The following is a 19,839-nucleotide window of genomic DNA, read 5'->3' as shown; positions in this document are numbered from 1 at the left end:
CGGCGGACGCTGCGGGCGGCGGAACCCGGTCGGCTCTGGGGCAACCTCGACTGCGGTCTGAAGACCCGCGCCTACCCGGAGACGAAGGCGTCCCTGCGGAACCTGGTCACCGCCGCCCGCCGCGTCCGCGCCAACGTGACCGGCTAATCCAAGGGAAGGAGGAGAACCCGCGGCGGACGCTACGGGCGGCGGAACCCGCTCGGCCGGGCCAACCCCGACTGCGACCTCAAGACCCGCGCCTACCCAGAGACGAAGGCGTCCCTGCGGAACCTGGTCACCGCCGCCCGCCGCGTCCGCGCCAACGTGACCGCCTGATCCAAGGGATGGAGGAGAACCCGCGGCGGACGCTGCGAGCGATGGAACCCGCTCGGCCGGGCCAACCCCGACTGCGACCTCAAGACCCGCGCCTACCCGGAGACAGAGGCGTCCCCCTGCGGAACCTGGTCACCGCCGCCCGCCGCGTCCGCGCCAACGTGACCGGCTGATCCAAGGGATGGAGGAGAACCCGCGGCGGACGCTACGGGCGATGGAACCCGCTCGGCCGGGCAACCCCGACTGCGGCCTCAAGACCCGCGCCTACCTGGAGACAGAGGCGTTCCCGCAGAACCTGGTCACCGCGGCGCGGCACGTCCGTGCCGATGTGACCGGCTGATTCACGGAATGGAGGAAACCTGAGGCGGACGCTGCGGGCGGTGGAACCCGGTCGGCTGTGGGTCGACCCCGACTGCGGTCTGAAGACCTGCGGGTACCCGGAGGCGGAGGCGTTCTTGCGGAACGTGGTCACGGCGGGGCGGCTTGTTCGGGTCGGGGTGGGCTGATTCGCGGTGTCGTATGGCCTGACCGCCGCTCTCGTTGCGGTCAGGCCATACGACCCCCTCCTCTAACCGCGATCGTCCATCGCCTCGTGGAGGCGAACGAGCTGCTCGCACACCTCCGTGATGTCGGTGACCGGGAGTTTTCCGGTTTCGCCGGAGCGGGCGCACCAGCGGAACGTCGCCGTTTCGCACCACACAGTCAGGTCGCCGGGGCTGGAGAGGACGGTGACGCCGAGTTCCTCCCTGGGTGCGAGCCGGTCGACGCCGCGCTGGACGAGCAGCGTCTGAAGGTTCTTCATCGCGTGCGGCTCGTCGACGGGCCGGATGTGGCGGCCCTGTGAGGGGCGGGACACCGGGACGGCGAACCAGGTGGCCTTGCCGCGGACGGACGGGGAACAGAGCCGGGAACGGGACGGGTGATGACCCCACCTGCCGTCCGCGAGGATCTCGATGAGCTGCAGCCCCCGGCCGTGTTCGAGCAGGTCACCGGTCGTGTGTGGGCGATGGTGCCACTGTCGCAGCGTGTCGAACGCCTTGACGACCAGTTCGTCGCGTCCGCACTCGCCGCTGCGCTGGTACACCCACAATTCGGCGCCGGGAAGTCCGGGGCCGGACGTGGCGTGTTGGAGGACGTTGGTCGCCAGTTCGCTGACCATGACGGCGAGGTCGTGAATGTTCTGGACGGCGAGACCGAGCGAGTGGAGCAGGCCGCGGACCTGGGCTCGCGCGACGGCGGCGATGGACTCGTCCGTGGGCAGGGAGAGGGCCGCGCATCCGCCGTGTTCCAGGTTCCAGGGGTTCCCGCACACCGGCGCGGCCTTCGTCATGACACCCACCCTCGGAGGTCTCGCGGAGCTCAGCCGTACAGATCACAGTCGGGACATGAACCCGATGGTTCGCGACTCGCTATGTGTGAATCACAGATCCAAGCTTCGCACATTCCAGCACCGGAAGCCCAATGCACGACAAAGCGGGTCGGTCCTCGACTGAGACGTTCACGCTCGCGTCCTATTGCCGTCATAACGCGTTCACCCCTGGTGATCGAAGCGTGTACCGGCAGATAACGGACGGCTCGGCGCCGCCGCTGTACCGTTGTCGGCGCCTGAGAGAGGGCCGCACACGTGCGGATCCCCCAGAGATGCAGCCCTGGGGGATCCGGTGTGCGGCCCGGTCACTACCCGGCCCGGACGGGAAATCGGCTGGTCAGCGGTCGTATCGGCCGGATCGTACGTCGTCGAGGAACGCCGCGAAGACCGGACGGGGAATGATGTGCGCGCCCGCCTCGGGGGTCGTGCTGTCCCGCAGCCCCGTGGCCGTCTCGAGGTCGGCGACCTCGACGCAACCACCGTTGCTGCTCGCGCTCGCGCGGGCCTTGAACCAGCGTGCCTGAGAGAGGTCCATCTCGCTCCAGCTCCAGGTAAGTCTTACTCCAATGTGGTGATCAGCTTCTCCAGGTGTTCCGCCGTGTCGGCGGGGCTCAGCGCCGCCTCACGGATCTGCTCGAATATGCGGTCATACGCCTCCACACTGCCGGGGGTGTCGATCTCCTGGATGTCGGCGTCGTTTTCCAGGAAGACCATGGGCGGCTCGTCGCCGGGGAAGCGGAAGATGTTGACCAGCGTGGACATGCCGGGGTGCAGGCCGTCCGAGAACCGCAGCAGCCGCAGTTCGATCCCCGGACGGGCCGACGCCTTCAGCAGGTGCCGGAGCTGTGTACGACGATCGCCCGGATCTCCCCACTCGTACATCAGGGACGCCTCGGTGATGAGGGCGACCAGTTGGGGTGCCGTTCCGTCGTCCCGGTCGAGGATCTGCTGCCGTCTCAGCCGTGCTCGCAGGGCCCGTTCGCGCCATTCGGGCGACTTCGACCCGGACGCGAGCAGCGCCTGCATGTACGGCAGCGTCTGGAGCAGCCCCGGCAGCACCAACGGCATGATCACCCGGATGTGGGTCGCGTCGCCCTCGTAGCCGGGGAACTCGTTGTCGAAGACATCGGGGTACTCGCGCCACCACGCCCGGTGCCGCGCCTGTGCCGCCAGCTCCTCCAGTTCGGCGAGGTCGCTGCCCGCGTAGATCCGTGCGAGGTCGCGGATGTCGCTCAGCTCGGGCCGGACCCAACTGTTGGCCTCGAACCGGCCGACCTTGCCCCGGCCCCAGTTCAGCCGGTCGCACACCTGGTTGGCCGTGTAGCCCGCCTCGACGCGCAGCTCCTTCAGGCGGCGCGCCAGCCTTCGTTTGGCGATGGTGGCCCCGTAGGCCTCACTCAACGGAACCACCTCCCTTGAGAGAGACGACCGCCATCAGCATACGCCTTCGGGATTTGTGAATCACAGATCTGACCGGGAAGTCATGTGGCCGCGTGATCGAACTCGCCGTTCTTCACGCCGTCCAGGAAGCACGCCCATTCGTGCTCGTCGAACACCGAGACGAGCTCACCGCCCGTGGTGCGCAGCAGTGTCCAGGCGCCGACGAAGGCCACTTCGACGGCGCTCTCACCGTTTCCCGACCGTTTCCATTCCAAGGCCTCGGGATCGACGCCCAATTCCTCTAGGGACGGCTTGTTCATCATGGCCTCCTCGCCACTGCGCAATATCCCCAGCGTGATCCGTCACTGTCGGCGGCCTCCGGGTCCTCGGCGCCCCATTCCCCGACGAAGGCGAGTTCCGCCGCCGCGCCCTCGTACGGCGGGACGATCTCCAGCCCCTCGAAGAACCGGGCGATCTCCGCGCGGTTCCGCAGATGGGCCTTGGCGCTCGCGTTGGCGTACACCCCCTCGATCGCGGCGATGGCCCGCGGCGACTGCCGGTCGCCGGTGATCGCGGACAGCACCAGGTAACTGCCCGGAACCAGCTCCGCCATGTAGCGCCGGACGAGCCCCCACGGGTCGTCCTCCGCCGGGACGAAGTGGGTCAGCGCCACCACCAGCAGCGCCACGGGCTCGGCGAAGTCGATGGTCGCGCGGGTCGTCGGGTGATCGAGCAGGCCGTCCGGGTCACGGAAGTCGGCGGTGATGAACGCGGTGCCCGTCGACCCGGCCAGCAGGGCGTCCGCGTGCACCCGAACCATCGGGTCGTTGTCGGCGTAGAGGACCCGCGCGTCGGGTGCGACCGCCTGCGCCGCCTCATGCGTGTTGTTCCGCGTCGGCAGCCCGGCACCGATGTCGATGAACTGCCGGATCCCGTGTTCGGCCAACCATCGCACCGAACGTTGCAGGAACCCGCGGTTCGCCCACGCCGCGTCCTCCAACTCGGGCATCTTCGCACGGATCATTTCCGCGGCCTTACGGTCGACCTCGTAATTGTCGGTTCCACCGAGGTAGTAGTCGTACAGCCGGGCCGCGCTCGGAACGGTGACGTCCACCCCGGGTGGAGCCTGCTCGATCTCGCTCACCGATTGGTCTCCCTTGCCGCAACTTGTGATGCACGAATATGAAACAGCCTGCCTTATGCGGCGATGGTTCGTTCCGATCCCGCCGGGCATGACGGGGGGATCACACCGGCCGGAGGGGGGACGACCATGAAGACCGCGCCGGAACTCGCGCTCAGGCAGTGCACGATGCAGTTCGTCGGCAACGCGACGACGATTCTGCGTTGCGGACCGTTCACGCTCCTGACCGACCCCAACTTCCTGCACCGCGGGCAGCGCGCCTACCTCGGGTTCGGTCTGACGACGCGGCGGCTGACGGACCCGGCCCTCGACATCGACGAACTGCCCCGCCTGGACGCCGTCGTCCTGTCCCACCTGCACGGCGACCACTGGGACCGGGTGGCCCGCGCGAAACTCGACCGCGGCCTGCCGATCGTCACGACGCCCCACGCGGCACGCCGCCTCCAGGGGCGGCAGCGCTTCCGCCACGCCGTCGGCCTGCGCACGTGGGAGTCCCACACCCTGGCCAAGGACGGGGCGCTGCTGCGCATCACCGCCATGCCAGGCCGCCACGCGCTCGGCCCCGCCCGGAGGCTTCTCCCGCCCGTGATGGGCAGCCTGCTGGAGTTCAGCCCGGCCACCGGCGACGTGCAGTTCCGCCTTTACATCACCGGCGACACCCTGATGTTCGACGGAATCCACCAGATCGCGCGCCGTAACCGCGACATCGACCTCGCCATCGTGCATCTGGGCGGTACCAAGCTGCCCGGTGGGCTCCTCGTCACCATGGACGCGACGCAGGGCGCGGACCTTCTGGCGGCGATCCGTCCGGCGAACGCCGTCCCGGTCCATCACGACGACTACACGGTCTTCACGTCGTCGCTGGACGACCTGCGCCGCGAACTCGACCGGCGCGGCATGTCAGGGGACGTCACCTACATCGACCGGGGCCAGACTCACACCTTCACCCACGCCTGACCCGTCTCGGGGCTCATTGCCCTCCTCCCTCCTCGGAACCACTATTGTCCGATGGTGGACGAGAATGCGCGTTTCGCCGTCCTTGCAGCGGTACAACAGTGCGCGGCCCACTTTTTGCCGGATATCAATTCCGGTATTTGTTCGTTCCGATTATAATGATTTGTAGGGAACTGACGAAAATGGCGTCGCGAACTTGACACCGCCGTTCTCTTGGCCGAAAATTGGAGGTCCGTGCTCTCTACTCTGCCAGGGAAATGATCGGAAATCCCGGTGCGTCCGGACAGCCGCGTGGGCACGTCAACGAACTCAGCACACCCGTCTCCGGGACGGTCCTCCAAACACGGGACGTACTCGGCGATATCCATTTCCACCAGCGTCGGTCCACCCCGCCCGTGCCACGGCAACTCCCCGGCGCGGGGCTCCTCGTCGACCGGGCGGGCGCCCTCGCCGCGATCGGCGAGGGGTCGGCGGAAGGCGATGTGGTCGTCGTCAGCGGCCCCGCCGGAATCGGCAAGACGACCGTCGCGCTGCATTGGGCGCACGGCGAAAAGGAGAACTTCCCCGACGGACAGTTGTTCCTGGACCTACAGGGGCATTCCGCCGCCGGTCCCGTCCGTCCGGTGGAGGCGCTGGGGCGCTTCATTCGTGCGCTCGGCGTCGCCGAGGAGGCCGTTCCCGCCGAGTTGGCCGAACGGTCGGCGCTCTTTCGTTCCATGACGGCCGAGCGCCGTGTGCTGATCGTCCTGGACGACGCCCATTCCGCCGCGCAGGTGAGCCCGATGCTGCCGGGCACGGGCGGCAGCGTCGTCGTGGTGACCAGCCGGTGGCGGCTGGCGGGCCTGCTGATGCGCGGCGCCCGGGCCGTCCAACTGCATCCGCTCAGCCATGCCGCGGCGCTCGAACTCCTCGACGTCTCGCTGGGCGCGGAACGGACCCGTCCCGAACGCGGCATGGCGGAGGAGCTGGTGGAACAGTGCGGCCGCTCGCCGCTGGCGTTGAGCATCGCGGCCGCGCGACTCGCCACGAGACCGCGTTGGCCGCTCGCGCGGCTGGTGCGGGCCCTCGCCCACGAACGGCAGCGACTCCGGGTGCTGTCGGCCCAGGACGCGGGAAACGAGATGACGATCAGAGCCGCCCTGATGCTCTCCTACCAGAACCTCCCCGACCCGACACAACGCCTGTACCGGTTCCTCGGACTGCACCCGGGCGGGACGTTCGACAGCCGGATGGCGGCCTCCCTGGCCGGTGTCCCGGTCCTCGCCGCCGAGGAGGCACTCGACCTCCTGGTCGAGGCCAATCTTCTGGACGACCTTCCCGCCGATCGTTACCGCTTCCACAGCCTCGTCCGTTTGCACGCCGTCGAGCTGGCCGAGGAGCACGACCCGGAGCCCGAACGCCGCGAGGGGATACGCCGCCTGACGGAGTGGCTGGTCACCGCGACGCTCGCGGCGAGCCGGTCCGTCGCGCCGTACCGTCGGCTCACCGACCCCGGCTACCCCGTGCCCGAACCGCCGGAGTTCGACGACGCGGCGGACGCCCTCGACTGGCTCGACGACGAGTTCGGCAACCTCCGCGCGGTGGCCCGGCACGCGCTGGACCAGGGGCTGCACCGCCAGGTCTGGCTTCTGGTCGACGCGAGCTGGCCCCTGTTCATGCATCGCGGCCACCATGTCGAACGGCTCGACTACGACAAGATCGGCTTGGCGGCGGCACGCGCGGCGGACGATCCCGTCGCCGAGGCGAAGATGCTGAACCGCACCGGCCTCGCCCTACGGCAACTCGGCCATCTGGACCAGGCGGCGGACGACTTCACCGCCGCCCTCGACCTGTGGCTACGGCTCGACGTCCCGGCACGGGTCGCGAGCACGCGCCGCCGGTTGGGGCTGCTCGAACTCGACCGCGGAGCCGTCGACGCCGCGGCGGCCCAGTTCACGGCCGCCCTGGAGGTGTTCCGCGCCGAGGGCGAGCAGCGCCGTACGGCACTCACGCTGTGCGACCTCGGAGCTGCCCTCATCAGGTCGGGACGCGCGGCCGAAGCGGCGGACGCGCTGGTCAGGGCCGTGACGCTCCTCGCGGCCGAGCCCGACACCTACAACCGGGCCAGGGCGTTGATCCTGCTCGGCCAGGCGCACGCGCTCGGCGGCGACACCCAGGCGGCCGCAGGCGCCGTGGACGAGGGCCTCGCCATGATGCGCCGAATCGGGTCGGCCATCGGCGAGGGCGACGCGCTGCACGTCCTGGGTGACCTGGCCCGCCAGGACGGACGAACCGACGACGCACGCCACTTCTACGCCACCGCCCGGGAGATCCTGGCCGGAACCGGCGCCCCGACCAGAATCCTCGACGAACGCCTGACCGAACTGGACCGCGACTCCTAGCCGGTCAACCGTCCCAGCGGTCCCAGCGGCCCAGGCGGGTCGGTGGTGGGGTGCGTTCGCGTAGGGCGGTGAGTCGGGGCGTCGGCAGTGAGGCCGTGGCGGGGAGGCGGTGGCCGATCTTCCAGCCCGCGTGCAGGACGGCGCTCTGGAGTGCCGCCACCGGGTCTCCGTTTCGGAGCCATTCCGCGAGGAACGTGCCGAACAGGGCGTCACCGGCGCCGGAGGTGTTGATGATTTGGGGCGGGGGCGCGGCGGCGACCCTGATGAGTGTTCCGTCTCGGAGGCCTAGCATGGCGCCGCCGGGGCCCAGTCCGACTCCGACCATTTCGCACTGCTTGTACCGGGCGAACATTCCCGCGATCCATGCGCGGGGGCCGGGGAGCCGTTCGTGACTACAGAAGACGATCCGGGCGTGTTCCAGCCAGGGGCGGCCGTACTCGTCGTCCAGCTCGGCGATCAGGTGGACGTCGACCGCGATCGGGATTCCGAGCGTGGCGGCGGGCTCGACCAGCGGCCGGACGAACCGGGCGTTCGTCAGGACTAGGAGGTCGGCGTCCCGCGCCTGCTCGCGCAGCAAGGGGAACGGGTAGGCGAACCCGTCGACGGGAGCGAGGTACGGCATTCCCATCCTGCGGCCGTTCCGGTCCACCAGCACGATTCCCAGGGAGGACGACTCCGATGCGACGACTCCGGCTCCGAGCAGGCCCCCGCGGCACAGTTCCGAGCGGATCGCCTGTCCGGCGACGTCCTCCCCGACGACGGTGCACAGGCGGACGTCGCATCCCAGGCCCGCCTGGACCCTCGCGATATGTGTGGCGGCCCCGGAGACGCTGAAGTGCGCCCAGGTCGGCGGCGCCGTCGGCTCGTACGACAGTGGGAACTCGTCCACGCGCAGTGTCGTGTAGCAACTGGCGGCCCCGGCCACCACGGTGCGGACGGTCATGAGGCCGCCCTCCTCGCCGACGAGTCGGTGGGCACCGCCGTGACCTGTGCGCGTCCCACGGTTTCCAGGGTTCCTGGACGTCCGCCGGACGACACGGTGAACCGGCCGACGACGAGCGCCGCCCGAGGCAGCTCGGCCAGGGGCAGCCCGGCGCCCCACCAGCAGTAGAGGAACGAGCCGCAGATCGCGTCCCACATCTCGGTCGCGCCGGGCGAACTGCGCGTCACGACCGTCGCCTCGTCCCTGACCACGGCCAGGTGGTCGTTGCGGCGCCGGACCACGGCGACGCTGCACCCCGGATACCGGTGCAGCCGCCGGCGGAGCCGTTCCGGGACGCCGACCGATACGCGGAACGCGCCGCCGGTCAGGACGTCGGCCAGTTCGCGCCGTCCGTCGTCATCGCACGACGCGACGACGTGCGAGTCGCTGAACAGGAGCGACCCAAGCTTGGCGGCACCGCATGCGCCGTGATCGCCGAACAGCACCAGCCGCGGCTCGTGCGGGCAGCCGCCCCTCGGGATGGTCAGCACCGCCGGAGCGCCGTCCGCGGCGTCGTTGCCGGGACGGGTCAGGCACAGCACCTGCTCCAGGCCGAACACATGCGTGACGACAAGGCCGTCAGCGATGTCTGTTCTCATCTCGCCACCTCTCATTTCGCCAGGTACGGCGGGACGGCGGGCAGCGTGACCGGCACGGTGGCGGGGACCCGTAGCCGGAGCCGCCGGTAGATCAACTGCCGCATGTTGTGGTTGAAGCGGCCCGGCTCGGAGCTGAGCCGGTCGATCACGGTCCGGTGGCGTTCGCCGTCGAAGTCGGCGGCGGCCTGGAGGAGTTGGCGGCGCAGCGAGCCGCGTTTGGAGACGCGCGGCGCGACCTCGGCGAGCAGGGACTGCGCGGAGCCCGGCTGGCAGTCACGGTCGGCGAAGCTCCCGAGCAGGACCGGCACGCCCGTGACCGCGGAATACGCGGTGACCGAGCCGTGGTCGCCGATGACCCAGTCGGCGGCGGCGAGCACGGCCCGCCAGTCGGCCTCCGGTGGCACGAGGCTGAGACCGCGTCTCAGGAGGTCGGCGAGCCAGGTGCGGACCTGCCACGTCCCGTGGCCGTACCAGACGTTCGGGTGCAGCAGCGTGACGACATGGAACTCGTCCTTGGGGAGTTCGGTCAGGAGTCGTGGCCACAGCTCCGCGTTCCGTCCCAGTAAGGATTTCGTCCCCCAGGTGGAGGTGACGACGACGAGTTTGCGTCCGTCGCCCGCGCCCAACGCCACCTGGTAGGACGACCGGCAGGCCAGGCTGGCGACGAGCGTGTCGAAGCAGGGGTCGCCGCACACCACCGCGGCGGGCACCGCCTCCGGGCACGACCTGCCGAGATGGCCGAGGTCCTCGTTGTGGGCGAGGACGAGGGACGTGGGCACCAGCGCCCCGTCGTGCACGAGCCGCTGGGAGTCCAGGTCGTAGGCGGCGCGCCCGCCGACCGCGCGTCCGGCGCGGCGGACGACGAGTTTGTTGTGCCCCGCCCCGTGCGGCATGACGATCAGCGGCGCGTGGATCTCGTGGAGGCCGGCCAGGCTCGCCGCCATGGCCAGGTCGAACTTCGTCTGCCTGGCCTGCTCCCAGGGGACCTGGGCCGCGCCGATGGAGGTGAGCAGGTCGGCCACCCCGTCGCCGAACACGTCCGGCGCCTGGGTGAAGACGACCTGGACGCGCAGGTCGTTCTCCAGGAGCCGCGCGGCCTCCAGGACCCGCTGCCCCGAGGTGACGGTGTGGACGATCACCAGTACGGTCTTGCATTCGCGTCGGGTGGCCCACTTCTCGGCGCCGAGCCCTATTGGGACCGGGCGCCATTGATTTTCGGACATTTCCGTTTCACTGCCCCTCTGCTCAGTGTTGTCCGATCTCGCGACCCCACACCGAGCATCGGTGGCCGTCCTTGCGGTGCACCTTGCCGAACCCTTGCGGAAGGCTTGCAGTTTCCCCGCCCGAGAGACCCATCGTGGCCAGGGCAGAACGTGCTTACTAGTGGAAAATGTCACTTGACACTGCGAAGATAATAGATGTCAAGATCGGCTTCCCTAGGGAGTGCGGATGGAATTCCGCATCCTCGGTCAGATGGAAGTGTGGTCGGGTGGGCAGCGGCAGCACTTGGGCTGGGCGAAAGAACGCTGTCTCCTCGCCGCGCTGTTGATGACCCCTGGCCGACCGGTGACCATCGACGTGCTGATCGACCGTGTCTGGGACGGTGACGCGCCGCCCAAGGCGAGGGATCTGCTCTACCCGCACATGACGAGGCTGCGCCGCACCCTCCATGCCCTCGGCGAGGCGCGGCTGGAGCAACGGTCGGGCGCCTACGTCCTCGACGTCGACCCGGACGCCATCGACTATCACCGTTTCCTGTCGTTGCGCGACCAGGCCCGCGCCATCGCCGACAGCGGGCGGCGGGACGAGGCGGTGCGGCTTCTCGGCGAGGCGTTGCGCCTGTGGCGTGCCGAGCCGCTCGGCGGTGTCGCCGGGCGGTGGGCGGCGCGGCGGCGGCACGGTATGCAGGAGGAGTTCCTCGGCGCCTCCCTCGAACTGGCGAGACTGCGACTCGACCGCGGCGACCACGCCCTGCTGATCCCGGAGCTGAACGAGCTCGTCGACCGGTTCCCGGACGCGGAGAAGCCCGTCGAGCTGCTGATGTTGGCCTTGCACCGCAGTGGCCGGTCGGGAGAGGCGCTGCGCGTGTTCGAGCACGCCCGGCAGCGGATGGCCGTGGAGCTGGGCGCCGTCCCGCACGCCGAGCTGCGCGAACTCCACCGGCGGATCCTCACCGGAGATCCGGCGCTGATGCCGCCGCGGCAGTCGACGCGGGTCGCCTCGCCCAGCGACCTTCCCCGCGACCTGCACACCTTCACCGGACGGGAGACGGAACTCGCGCGGCTCACGGCGCTGGCCGAGGATGGCGGCACGGCCGTGACCGTCCTGGCCATCGACGGTATGCCGGGCGTCGGCAAGTCCACGCTGGCGATCCATCTCGCGCACGCGCTGGCGCCGCGCTATCCCGACGGTCAGAGTTTCATCGACCTGTGCGCCTACGATCCGGAACGCGAGCCGCTCGACCCCGCGTCGGCACTCGACCGGCTGCTGCGGGCGATCGGCGTGGTCCCCGAGCGGATTCCGCAGGACCTCGACGGGCGTGCCGCCCTCTGGCGGTCCGAGTTGGCGGGGCGACGCGTCCTGCTCATCCTCGACAACGCGCTCGGCCACGACCAGGTTCGTCCGCTGTTGCCCGGAACGCCGGGCTGCCTCGTCCTGGTCACGAGTCGGCGCCGCCTCGCGGGTCTGGACGCCGCGCGCACCCTCCAACTCGACGTGCTCGACCCCGTCGACGCGGCCGACCTGCTGATCAAGTCGGCCGAGCTGGGCCCGGACGCCGATCCGGCCGCCGTCCGCACCGTGGTGCGGCTGTGCGGCCATCTGCCGCTGGCGGTCCAGCTGATCGGCAACCGGCTGCGGCACCGGACGAGCTGGACGGTGTCCGACCTGGTCGAACGGCTGGGAGCCGGTGGGCGGCTGCTGTCCGAGATCCGGGCGGAGAACCGGCGGCTGCATGTCGCGTTCGAGCTGTCGTACCTGGATCTCGACGCCGATGGCCGCCGCGCCTTCCGGCTCCTCGGGCTGCATCCGGGCCTGGAGCTGTCCGCGCTCGACGCCGCGATCCTGCTGGACACCGAACCGGCCGAGGCCGAGGCGCTGCTGGACGGTCTCCATGACCGTCACCTGATCGGCGAGACGCGACCCGCCCGCTACCGGTTCCACGACCTCATCCGCGAGTACGCGCGGCGCCTGGTCGCCGAGCACGATCCGCCCTCGATCCGCGACGCGGCCCTCGACCGCCTACTGGATCACTACCTGGTCGCCGCGTCGCACGCGGACCGGCTGCTGTTCCCCTACCGCGCGCGTCCGGTTCCGACCGTGTCGGAGGCGTTCTTCAAGGACGAGGAACAGGCGCGGTCGTGGATGCGCACCGAACTCGACAATGTCCTGCGGGTGGCGCGTGTGGCGTTCGAGATCGGGCGTCCGCGCCATGCCGCCCTACTGGCGAAAGCGCTCGGCGAATATCTCGAAAAGCAGGGGCATTGGCCCGAGGCGGTCGCGATCCACGAACAGGCCGTACAGGCGTGGACCACGCTGGACGACACCACGGGAACGACATATGCGCTGGTCGATCTGAGCAGGCTCCTTCTCCGGGCGGGCGAACTCGAAGAAGCGCTTGAGGTCGCGAACCGGGGACGGAACGTCGTCCGGGACACGGCGGCTCCCGGTGCCGTCGCGACCGTTCTCGACCAACTCGGCCTGATTCATTGGCATCGTTCCGACTACGATGTCGCCCTCGGCTACTACGAGCAGGCGCTCGAGCTTCGGCGTTCGATCGGCGACCGGCAGGGCGAAGCGGAAGTCCTCAGCCATCTCTCGATCGTCATCTGGCATCAGGGCCGCTATACCGAGGCGAACGACGCGCTACAGCGGGCTCTTTCCCTCCACGAGGCGGTCGGAAATCGCGCGGGGCAGCAGATGGCGCTCAACAACCTCGGTCTGTTCGAACTCCGGCTCGGCCACAACGCCTCGGCTCTCCGGTACTTCGAGAAGGCGGGCGAGGTCATGGAGATGGGTCGGCAACACCGGGCCGTGTGGCTGAACAACGTCGCCACCGTTCGTGTCAAGGCCGGGCAGACCGCCGAGGTGATCGACCTGTACCGGGAAGCGCTCACCATCTACCAGGAGATCGGCGACCGGCGGTGCGAGGCGGCCTGTCTGAACAATATCGGCCGCTGGTACGCGGAGACCGGGCGTGAGCGCGAGGCCCTCATTCATTTCCAGAATTCCCTATCGGTTTCTCGGGAGATCGCCGAGCGTTTCGAGGCCACCGCCGCGCTGTTGAACATCGCGGAGACCTACCACGGGTCGGGTCGTCATCGGCTGGCGCTCGAACATTACGAGGAGGCCCTAGACGCCGCGCGTTCGATCGGCGACGCCTACCAGGAGGCCCGCGCACTGGACGGATTGGGCCAGGTCACGGCCCAGATTCGCGGGATCGTCCAGGCGACGCCGTACGACCGGCAGGCCTTGGAACTCTATGAGAATCTCGGCGTTCCGGAGGCGGAGGCCGTCCGCGCCCGGCTCGCGGAGCGGGATGACGCCGCCGAATCCTAGGGCTTTGCCCGAATTCTCTCGATAGCGACAGACTTTTCGGACGCGCCCAATATGCTATGGTGATCACCGGCGCCTAAGTATGTAGAGATTTATTCCATACTGTCCGGTTTCACCTGGGAAAGGCTCGGCGAGTTGACCGCGTTCATGAAGAATATCTTTATGTGGGCATCGCCTATTGGCGATGTCATCCAGACTATTCTTCAGTCACTTTCATAGACCATCGTAGTGGGGGCCGGGTTCATCGAACCCGGCCCGCGGCATGTCGGTCACCCGCCGACCGTGAACTCGGCCCAGACCGCGCGGTGGTCGCTGAGCCCATCGCCTTCCAGGACGACGCCGTAACCGGTGATCCCCTCGCTGGGAAGCGTCGTATGGATCCGGTCGCAGCGGTAGGCGACACCACGCCCGGTGTATCCCACGGTCGGGGTGGAGTCGCCCCAATCCGCGCCCACGTCACGGAAACCGGCGGCGACGAGTTCCTCGGCGGGACGGGTGTCGAATTTCTGGGCCGCCTTGTGCGAGAGGGCCACCGTGTCGCCGGGTTCCTCGCCGATCGCGGCGGCGTTGAAGTCCGCCACGTAGATGGCGTCCAGATGCCGGTGGACGGTCGCCATCTCGGCTTCGGCGAGGCGCGTGGTCGGGCTGCTCGGAGCCGAATGCCCGACGAGGAAATGCAGGGGCTCAGGGCGTCCGCCGACTTGCAGCGTGACGTTGGTGAGCCCATGAACCCACGGCGGGCCAAGGAGATGTTCCGTCCCGGCGACGGCGATGTCATCGCTTTCGCGCACGAACACGGCGAGGTCGAGGCTGTAAAAGTTCGAGGGACCAACGAAACAGTACGACATGCCGAGTCGCCGGGCGATTCTCCGGGCCCGCTCCGATCCGTCCTTTCCCCACCGGGCCTCCTGAAGGCCGATGAGGTCCAGGTCGAGGGACGCGAGTACGGCGACCTGCTCCTGAAGGCGGGAGTCGTCCTCCCGCCGTCCGGGGACGGGGTCACGGTCGAGTCCGCCCTCGAACAGGTTGTAGGTGGCGACCCGAAGGCTCCGCGGGGCTCCCATGGCTGATCTCCGTTCCGGCCGGACGTCTCACGATAAATGATCATTCATCGGAGGTCGTCCGGCCGGAAGGCGGGCCCGGCTCAGTCGTGCGCGGCGGAGGCCGTGGAGACGGTCCAGAAGTCGGCGTAGCGGCCGCCGCGGCGGAGCAGCTCGGCGTGGGTGCCCTGCTCGACGATGCGTCCGCCGTCCAGGAAGACGATGTGGTCGGCGCGCTGTACGGTCCGCAGCCGATGCGCCACCATCACCACCGTCCGGCCCGCCATCAAACGGTCGATGCCGTCGTGGACCGCAGCCTCGTTCACCGGGTCCAGGGCGGAGGTCACCTCGTCCAGCAGCACGATGGGCGCGTCCTTCAGCAGCGCACGCGCGATCGAGACGCGCTGGCGTTCGCCGCCAGACAGGAGCGCGCCGCCCTCGCCGACGTTCGCGCCCCAGCCGCCGGGCAACCGGTCGATCACCTCGTCGAGACGCGCCGCGGTCGCGGCGGCCCGCACCTCGGCATCGGAGGCGTCCGGACGGCCGAGCCGGATGTTCTCCTCGATGGTGCCGTCGAACAGGTAGACGTCCTGGAACACGATGGCGATCTGCTTCATCAACACGTCGGTGCTGATGTCGCGCACATCCAGGCCGCCCACGCGCACCGCGCCCGCGTCCACGTCGTAGAAGCGCGCGAGCAGTTGCAGGAAGGTGCTCTTCCCCGCGCCGGACGGCCCGACGACGGCGAGCCGCCCACCCTGGGGAACCGACAGCGTCACACCGTCGATGACCGTACGGTCGCCATGCCGGAAGGTGACAGAGTCGAACTCCACGTGATGGCTCTGCGGCTCGACCGGTTCGGATGGTTCCGGCAGCGGCTCGGTGCTCAACACCCCGTCGAGCCTCGCCAGCTCGGAGCGTGCGCCGCGCAGTTTGCCGCTGAGGTCGGACAGCGCCAGCAGCGGGTCGGCGCAACGGGCCGCCAGCACCAGGATCGTCAGGACCTCAGCCGCGCCGACGTCCCCACCGATCGCAAGGTAGGCGCCCAGGGCCAGGAGCACGGTGAACATGGCCTGCACCGTCAGGACCAGCCCGACCACGCCGGGCAGCGCCGACAGGACTGTGCGGCGGGACGCGCGCTGGAGTTCCCGCAGTGAGTCGTCGAGCAGCCGGAACCGTTCGGCGGTCCGGCCACCGGTACGCAGCACCGGCTGGGCCTGGAGGAACTCGATGACCCGTCCGGTCGCCTCGTGGTCGCGTTCGGCGCGCTCGGCGTCGGCGGCGGTCATGGCGCGTCCCGTCCAACGCTGGATCACCGCCACGATCGGGACGGCGACCAGCGCGGCGAGCCCCAACTGCCAGTTGAAGGCGAGCATCACGACCACGATGGTCAGGGGCGTCACGCACGCGGAGATGAACGGCGCCAGCAGATGCGCGATCACGCCCATGGCGTCGAGAACACCCCGGCTCGCCAGCGCGGACACCTGCCCGACGCGTGCGGCGCCGTACCAGCCGAGCGGTAGCCGAGCCAGGTGATCGCCGAGCCGGTAGTACATGCCGTGCAGCAGCGTCGTCCCGGCCCGGAACCCGGACAGGTCACTGATGTAGCGCAGCACCGCGTAGACGGCGACCGCCGCGCCGAACGCGATCAGCCATGGCCAGGCGTCCGAGGGCGTGTCGCCCAACAGCTCACGCAGCACCGGGACCAGCAGCGCGTAGGACAGGCCCTCGGCCACCGCGGTCACCGTCATCAACGCGACGGTGCGACGCACCGGCCCGGCGTACTCGTGGCCGAGAACACGCAGCAGCGTGCGAATCATCGCGACTCCTCCATTTCATCGGTGACCGCCGCCCGCTGGGCCTGCCAGAACGCGGCGAACCTGCCGCCTCGTGCCAGGAGTTCGGTGGGGTTGCCGCGCTCCACGATCGTTCCGCCGTCCAGCATCACGACGGTGTCGGCGTCGGCGATCGTCTCCAGGCGGTGGGCGATGACGAGGATCGTCCGGTCGCCTTCCAGCGTCTTCAGGGCGTGCCGTACCGCCTGTTCGGTCTGCGGGTCGGTGAACGCGGTCGCCTCGTCGAGTACCAGCACGGGCGTGTCGGCGAGCAGCGCCCGCGCGATCGAGATCCGCTGCGCCTCACCGCCCGACAGCCCGGCCTCGTCACCGATCACCGTGTCGTATCCGCGGAGCAGTTCGAGGACGCGGTCATGGATGTTCGCCAGCCGCGCCGCGCGGACCACGGCGTCGCGGTCGGCGTCCGGCACCGCGAGCGCGATGTTGTCGGCGACGGACGCGCGCAGCAGGCGGACGTCCTGGAACACGAACGACACCGTCCGGTACAGCTCCCGGCCACCGATCTCACGGAGATCGACTCCGCCGAGGACGACCGACCCGCCGGTCGGGTCGAAGAACCGGGGCAGCAGTTGGACGAGCGTCGACTTCCCACTCCCGGACGGCCCGACGACCGCGGTCACCGTCCCTGGTTCGAGCACCAGGTTGATGCCGCGCAGCACTTCGTGATCGGCCTCGTAGCCGAACCGTACGTCACGCAGTTCCACGCGGTGCCCGCGCGGCGCAACGGGATGTGCGGGCTCCGGGAGCGGCTGCACCGCGAGCACGTCCTGGATCCGTCCGACCGCCCGCTGCGCGGCCTGCATGTCGTCGAAGCCGTGCCCGAGAGCCGCGACCGGGGCGGTCAGCCCGAGCCCCAGCAGCAGGAACGGCAGCAGATCGGCCGGGGCCATGTCCCCGGACGTGATCAGGGATGTGCCGCCGACGAGCACGACCAGCAGCACGAACGGCGGCGACAGCGCCAGTTGCATCCCCGCCGCGATCCCGGACAGCCCGCGGACCCACCGGTAGAAGGCGCCGACGAAATCGTCAACGGCCGTGATGAACCGGTGGTGGGCGCGTCCGGACGCGCCGAACGCCTTGACCACGGAGATGCCCTGCACGAACTCGATGGCCGAACTCGCGATCCGGCCCATGGCCTCGTCGAACTCCTTCTGTTCGCGCAGCCGGGGTTTGGTCATCATCAACGGAACCAGCGCGACCGCCAGTACCACCGGAATCAGGGTGATCAGCGTGAGCCGCCAGTCGACGGTGAACAGGTAGACGAGCGACACCAGCGGCACCACGAACGCGGCGACCAGTTCGCCGGGGGCGTGGGCGATGAACGGGTGGACGGCGCTGACGTCCTCCCCGACCACCTTGGCCAGCTCACCCGTCCGGCGCCGCGAGAACCACCCGAGCGGGACGCGCCCGAGCCGCTCGGCCAGCAGCCGCCGGAACGACAGCTGCACCCGGTCGTCCAGGAGATGCCCGATGCCGGACGACGCGGCCGTGAACACCAGCCGGACGAACAGCCCGACCGCGCCCACGGCCACGACCGTCCAGACACGCCCCTCGTCCACGGGGCCGGGGGCCAGCAGCTCACGTCCCAGCTCGACGACCGCCAGCAGCGGCGCCAGCCCCGCGATGGCCCCCACGACCTGGAAGATCACCACGGCGGCGAAAGCCCCGAGATGGGGCCGCAGCAACCCCACCATCCCCGGCCGCTCGACGTCAACGCTGGTCATCGCGCACTTCCCTTCATGCCCGCCGACTCCGGCCGACGCGTTTCGACGACAACATCCGGCACCGGTGCACCAGTGCGACGCGGAACAACAAGGGCGATCAGGGCGGCCGCCACGAGAAGCCCGGCGCACAACGTCAGCCCGAACGCGTAACCCTCATTCAGCGCGCTAGGCGTCCCCGCCGATCCGGCCCGCCCCTGGGCGGCGGTACCAAGAGCCGCGAGCCCCAGCGCGGCACCGATCTGACGCGAACTGTTGAGCAGCGCGGACGCGGTCCCGGCCTCATGCGACGCGACCCCGGCCGTGGCAACCGACACGATCGGCCCCAGACAGAGCCCGAACCCGACACCCACCAACAGCGACGGCCCGAGAACGTCCGTCAGGAAGGATCCGTCCACACTGATCAGACCGAACCAGGCGAACCCGGCCGCGGTCAGCAGCGCACCGCTCACCAGCAGAACCCGGGGCGCGAACCGGTACCCGACCTTGATGGCGACCACGGAACCGACGATCACCCCGAGGGCCAGCGGCAGGAACTGGACCCCGGCGAGGGCCGGCCCGTTCCCGAGCACCCCCTGCACGTACAGCGAGAGGAAGTAGAACGCCGAGGCCATGCCCCCACCGACCACCAACATGTAGGCGTTCGCGCCGAGCACGGACCGGTTGGCGAACAGCCCGAGCCGGACGAGCGGGTCACGGGCGGTGATCCGCTCGACGACGAGGAACACGGCCAGCAACAGCACCGCGACCGCCAGGGTCGAGACGGTCACAACGGACGTCCACGCATACTCATCAGTGCGGACGATGCCGAACACCAGCAAGCTCATGCCCGCCGTGGCCAACACGCCACCAAGAACGTCCGGCCGTCCAGAACGGCGCCGCACCGGATCAGGGGCGACACCACGCCAGGCCATGGCCAGGGCGAACAAGGCCATTGGAACGTTCACGAACATCACCCACCGCCAGCCCGCGAACTCGGTGAGCAGGCCCCCGACCAGCACACCGAGAGCCCCGCCCGCCGCGTTGGTGGCGCTCCAGATCCCAAAGGCCCGAACGCGCGTCTTCCCCGTGGGAAACGTCGCGGTCAACAGCGCCAACGCCGCGGGAGCCAGAGCCGCGGCCCCGACCCCCTGAGCAGCACGCGCCGCAACAAGATGCCAGGACTCAGCGGCGAACCCACCGAACAGCGACGCGAGCCCGAACAGCCCGAGCCCGCCCATCAACATCCGCCGCTGCCCGTACCGATCGGCCGCCTTCCCACCGAGTAGCAGCAGCCCGCCAAAGGTCAGCGCGTAGGCGTGGATCACCCAGGTCAGCCCCACGGCACTGAAGCCGAGCGCCGAGCCGATCTCCGGCAGCCCGACGTTCACCACCGACAGGTCCAGCGACACCAGGAACTGCACCACCGCCACCGTGGCGAGGATGAGCCCTGGTCGGACGGCCACCTCACTGCGTTTCGTCACAACGGCCTCCATGAGCCGGCTACTTTCGGAACATGTTCCTAAAGTACAACACGAGAGCCGGGAACCAGAGCAAGCCCGGAAGGGCAG

The 19,839-nt window shown here is 69.5% G+C and carries 18 protein-coding genes; 6 read left to right on the top strand and 12 right to left on the bottom strand.

All coding sequences use genetic code 11. From position 1 onward, the window contains the following. The first annotated feature begins 9 nt into the window (after nt 1-9). The 3 genes from BZB76_RS36635 (at nt 10) to BZB76_RS05750 (ending at nt 818) form a co-directional block, all read left to right on the top strand. Nucleotides 10-147, top strand: a complete 138-nt coding sequence (locus BZB76_RS36635) for a hypothetical protein (RefSeq protein WP_121433464.1) — start codon at nt 10-12, stop codon at nt 145-147. Between the two features lie 379 nt (nt 148-526). Continuing rightward, a complete protein-coding gene (locus BZB76_RS36310; protein ID WP_281273846.1) occupies nt 527-652 on the top strand; it encodes a hypothetical protein in 126 nt (41 codons plus the stop codon). Nucleotides 653-671: 19 nt separating this feature from the next. Next, nucleotides 672-818 (top strand): hypothetical protein, encoded by a 147-nt coding sequence (locus BZB76_RS05750; RefSeq protein WP_121433193.1) that lies wholly within the window; start codon nt 672-674, stop codon nt 816-818. A 62-nt stretch (nt 819-880) separates the two neighbouring features. On the opposite strand, the gene BZB76_RS05745 is transcribed toward BZB76_RS05750, so the two are convergent. From BZB76_RS05745 to BZB76_RS05725, 5 genes are all read right to left on the bottom strand, one after another. After that, a complete protein-coding gene (locus BZB76_RS05745; RefSeq protein ID WP_121433192.1) occupies nt 881-1,642 on the bottom strand; it encodes an ATP-binding protein in 762 nt (253 codons plus the stop codon). Between the two features lie 376 nt (nt 1,643-2,018). Beyond that, nucleotides 2,019-2,216: a DUF397 domain-containing protein gene (locus BZB76_RS05740; RefSeq protein WP_121433191.1), complete on the bottom strand. Its 198-nt coding sequence runs from the start codon at nt 2,214-2,216 to the stop codon at nt 2,019-2,021. Nucleotides 2,217-2,239: 23 nt separating this feature from the next. Then, nucleotides 2,240-3,082 carry a helix-turn-helix domain-containing protein gene (locus BZB76_RS05735; RefSeq protein WP_170180521.1) on the bottom strand — a complete coding sequence of 281 codons (843 nt, stop codon included), beginning with the start codon at nt 3,080-3,082 and terminating at the stop codon, nt 2,240-2,242. Nucleotides 3,083-3,162: 80 nt separating this feature from the next. Further along, nucleotides 3,163-3,384 carry a DUF397 domain-containing protein gene (locus BZB76_RS05730; protein ID WP_211342843.1) on the bottom strand — a complete coding sequence of 74 codons (222 nt, stop codon included), beginning with the start codon at nt 3,382-3,384 and terminating at the stop codon, nt 3,163-3,165. Next, nucleotides 3,381-4,205 carry an SAM-dependent methyltransferase gene (locus tag BZB76_RS05725; protein ID WP_121433188.1) on the bottom strand — a complete coding sequence of 275 codons (825 nt, stop codon included), beginning with the start codon at nt 4,203-4,205 and terminating at the stop codon, nt 3,381-3,383. Before BZB76_RS05725 ends, BZB76_RS05730 begins: the two co-directional genes overlap by 4 nt. A 126-nt stretch (nt 4,206-4,331) precedes the next feature. Here BZB76_RS05725 and BZB76_RS05720 point away from each other — a divergent pair, with 126 nt between their 5' ends. Next, complete coding sequence (locus BZB76_RS05720) at nt 4,332-5,159, top strand: MBL fold metallo-hydrolase (RefSeq protein ID WP_121433187.1); 828 nt, start codon at nt 4,332-4,334, stop codon at nt 5,157-5,159. Nucleotides 5,160-5,413: 254 nt separating this feature from the next. Beyond that, the gene (locus BZB76_RS05715) at nt 5,414-7,537 is read left to right on the top strand and encodes an ATP-binding protein (protein WP_121433186.1); all 2,124 of its coding nucleotides are present in this window, start codon (nt 5,414-5,416) and stop codon (nt 7,535-7,537) included. A 4-nt stretch (nt 7,538-7,541) separates the two neighbouring features. Here the strand turns inward: BZB76_RS05715 and BZB76_RS05710 are convergent, their stop codons facing one another. The 3 genes from BZB76_RS05710 to BZB76_RS05700 are packed head-to-tail and all read right to left on the bottom strand — an operon-like array spanning nt 7,542 to nt 10,341. Next, nucleotides 7,542-8,480, bottom strand: a complete 939-nt coding sequence (locus BZB76_RS05710) for a carbohydrate kinase family protein (RefSeq protein ID WP_121433185.1) — start codon at nt 8,478-8,480, stop codon at nt 7,542-7,544. Further along, complete coding sequence (locus BZB76_RS05705) at nt 8,477-9,118, bottom strand: hypothetical protein (protein WP_121433184.1); 642 nt, start codon at nt 9,116-9,118, stop codon at nt 8,477-8,479. The genes BZB76_RS05710 and BZB76_RS05705 overlap by 4 nt, the downstream gene beginning before the upstream one ends. Before the next feature lie 11 nt (nt 9,119-9,129). Then, nucleotides 9,130-10,341 carry a hypothetical protein gene (locus BZB76_RS05700; RefSeq protein WP_246006763.1) on the bottom strand — a complete coding sequence of 404 codons (1,212 nt, stop codon included), beginning with the start codon at nt 10,339-10,341 and terminating at the stop codon, nt 9,130-9,132. Nucleotides 10,342-10,567: 226 nt separating this feature from the next. On the opposite strand from BZB76_RS05700, the gene BZB76_RS05695 reads away from it, so the two are divergent. Continuing rightward, nucleotides 10,568-13,675: an AfsR/SARP family transcriptional regulator gene (locus tag BZB76_RS05695; protein WP_121433183.1), complete on the top strand. Its 3,108-nt coding sequence runs from the start codon at nt 10,568-10,570 to the stop codon at nt 13,673-13,675. Between the two features lie 266 nt (nt 13,676-13,941). Here BZB76_RS05695 and BZB76_RS05690 read toward each other — a convergent pair whose 3' ends face one another. The 4 genes from BZB76_RS05690 to BZB76_RS05675 all read right to left on the bottom strand — a co-directional run bounded on the left by BZB76_RS05690 (nt 13,942) and on the right by BZB76_RS05675 (nt 19,752). Beyond that, nucleotides 13,942-14,736 (bottom strand): endonuclease/exonuclease/phosphatase family protein, encoded by a 795-nt coding sequence (locus BZB76_RS05690; protein ID WP_121433182.1) that lies wholly within the window; start codon nt 14,734-14,736, stop codon nt 13,942-13,944. 80 nt (nt 14,737-14,816) lie between these two features. Continuing rightward, nucleotides 14,817-16,532, bottom strand: a complete 1,716-nt coding sequence (locus BZB76_RS05685; protein WP_121433181.1) for an ABC transporter ATP-binding protein — start codon at nt 16,530-16,532, stop codon at nt 14,817-14,819. Then, nucleotides 16,529-18,292, bottom strand: a complete 1,764-nt coding sequence (locus tag BZB76_RS05680; RefSeq protein ID WP_211342842.1) for an ABC transporter ATP-binding protein — start codon at nt 18,290-18,292, stop codon at nt 16,529-16,531. The genes BZB76_RS05685 and BZB76_RS05680 overlap by 4 nt, the downstream gene beginning before the upstream one ends. Continuing rightward, nucleotides 18,289-19,752 (bottom strand): MFS transporter, encoded by a 1,464-nt coding sequence (locus BZB76_RS05675; RefSeq protein ID WP_246006762.1) that lies wholly within the window; start codon nt 19,750-19,752, stop codon nt 18,289-18,291. The genes BZB76_RS05680 and BZB76_RS05675 overlap by 4 nt, the downstream gene beginning before the upstream one ends. Between the last annotated feature and the right edge of the window lie 87 nt (nt 19,753-19,839).

The organism is Actinomadura pelletieri DSM 43383 (assembly GCF_003634705.1).
GTDB classification, from domain to species: Bacteria; Actinomycetota; Actinomycetes; order Streptosporangiales; family Streptosporangiaceae; genus Spirillospora; species Spirillospora pelletieri.
This window is presented reverse-complemented; position numbering and strand designations above follow the sequence as displayed.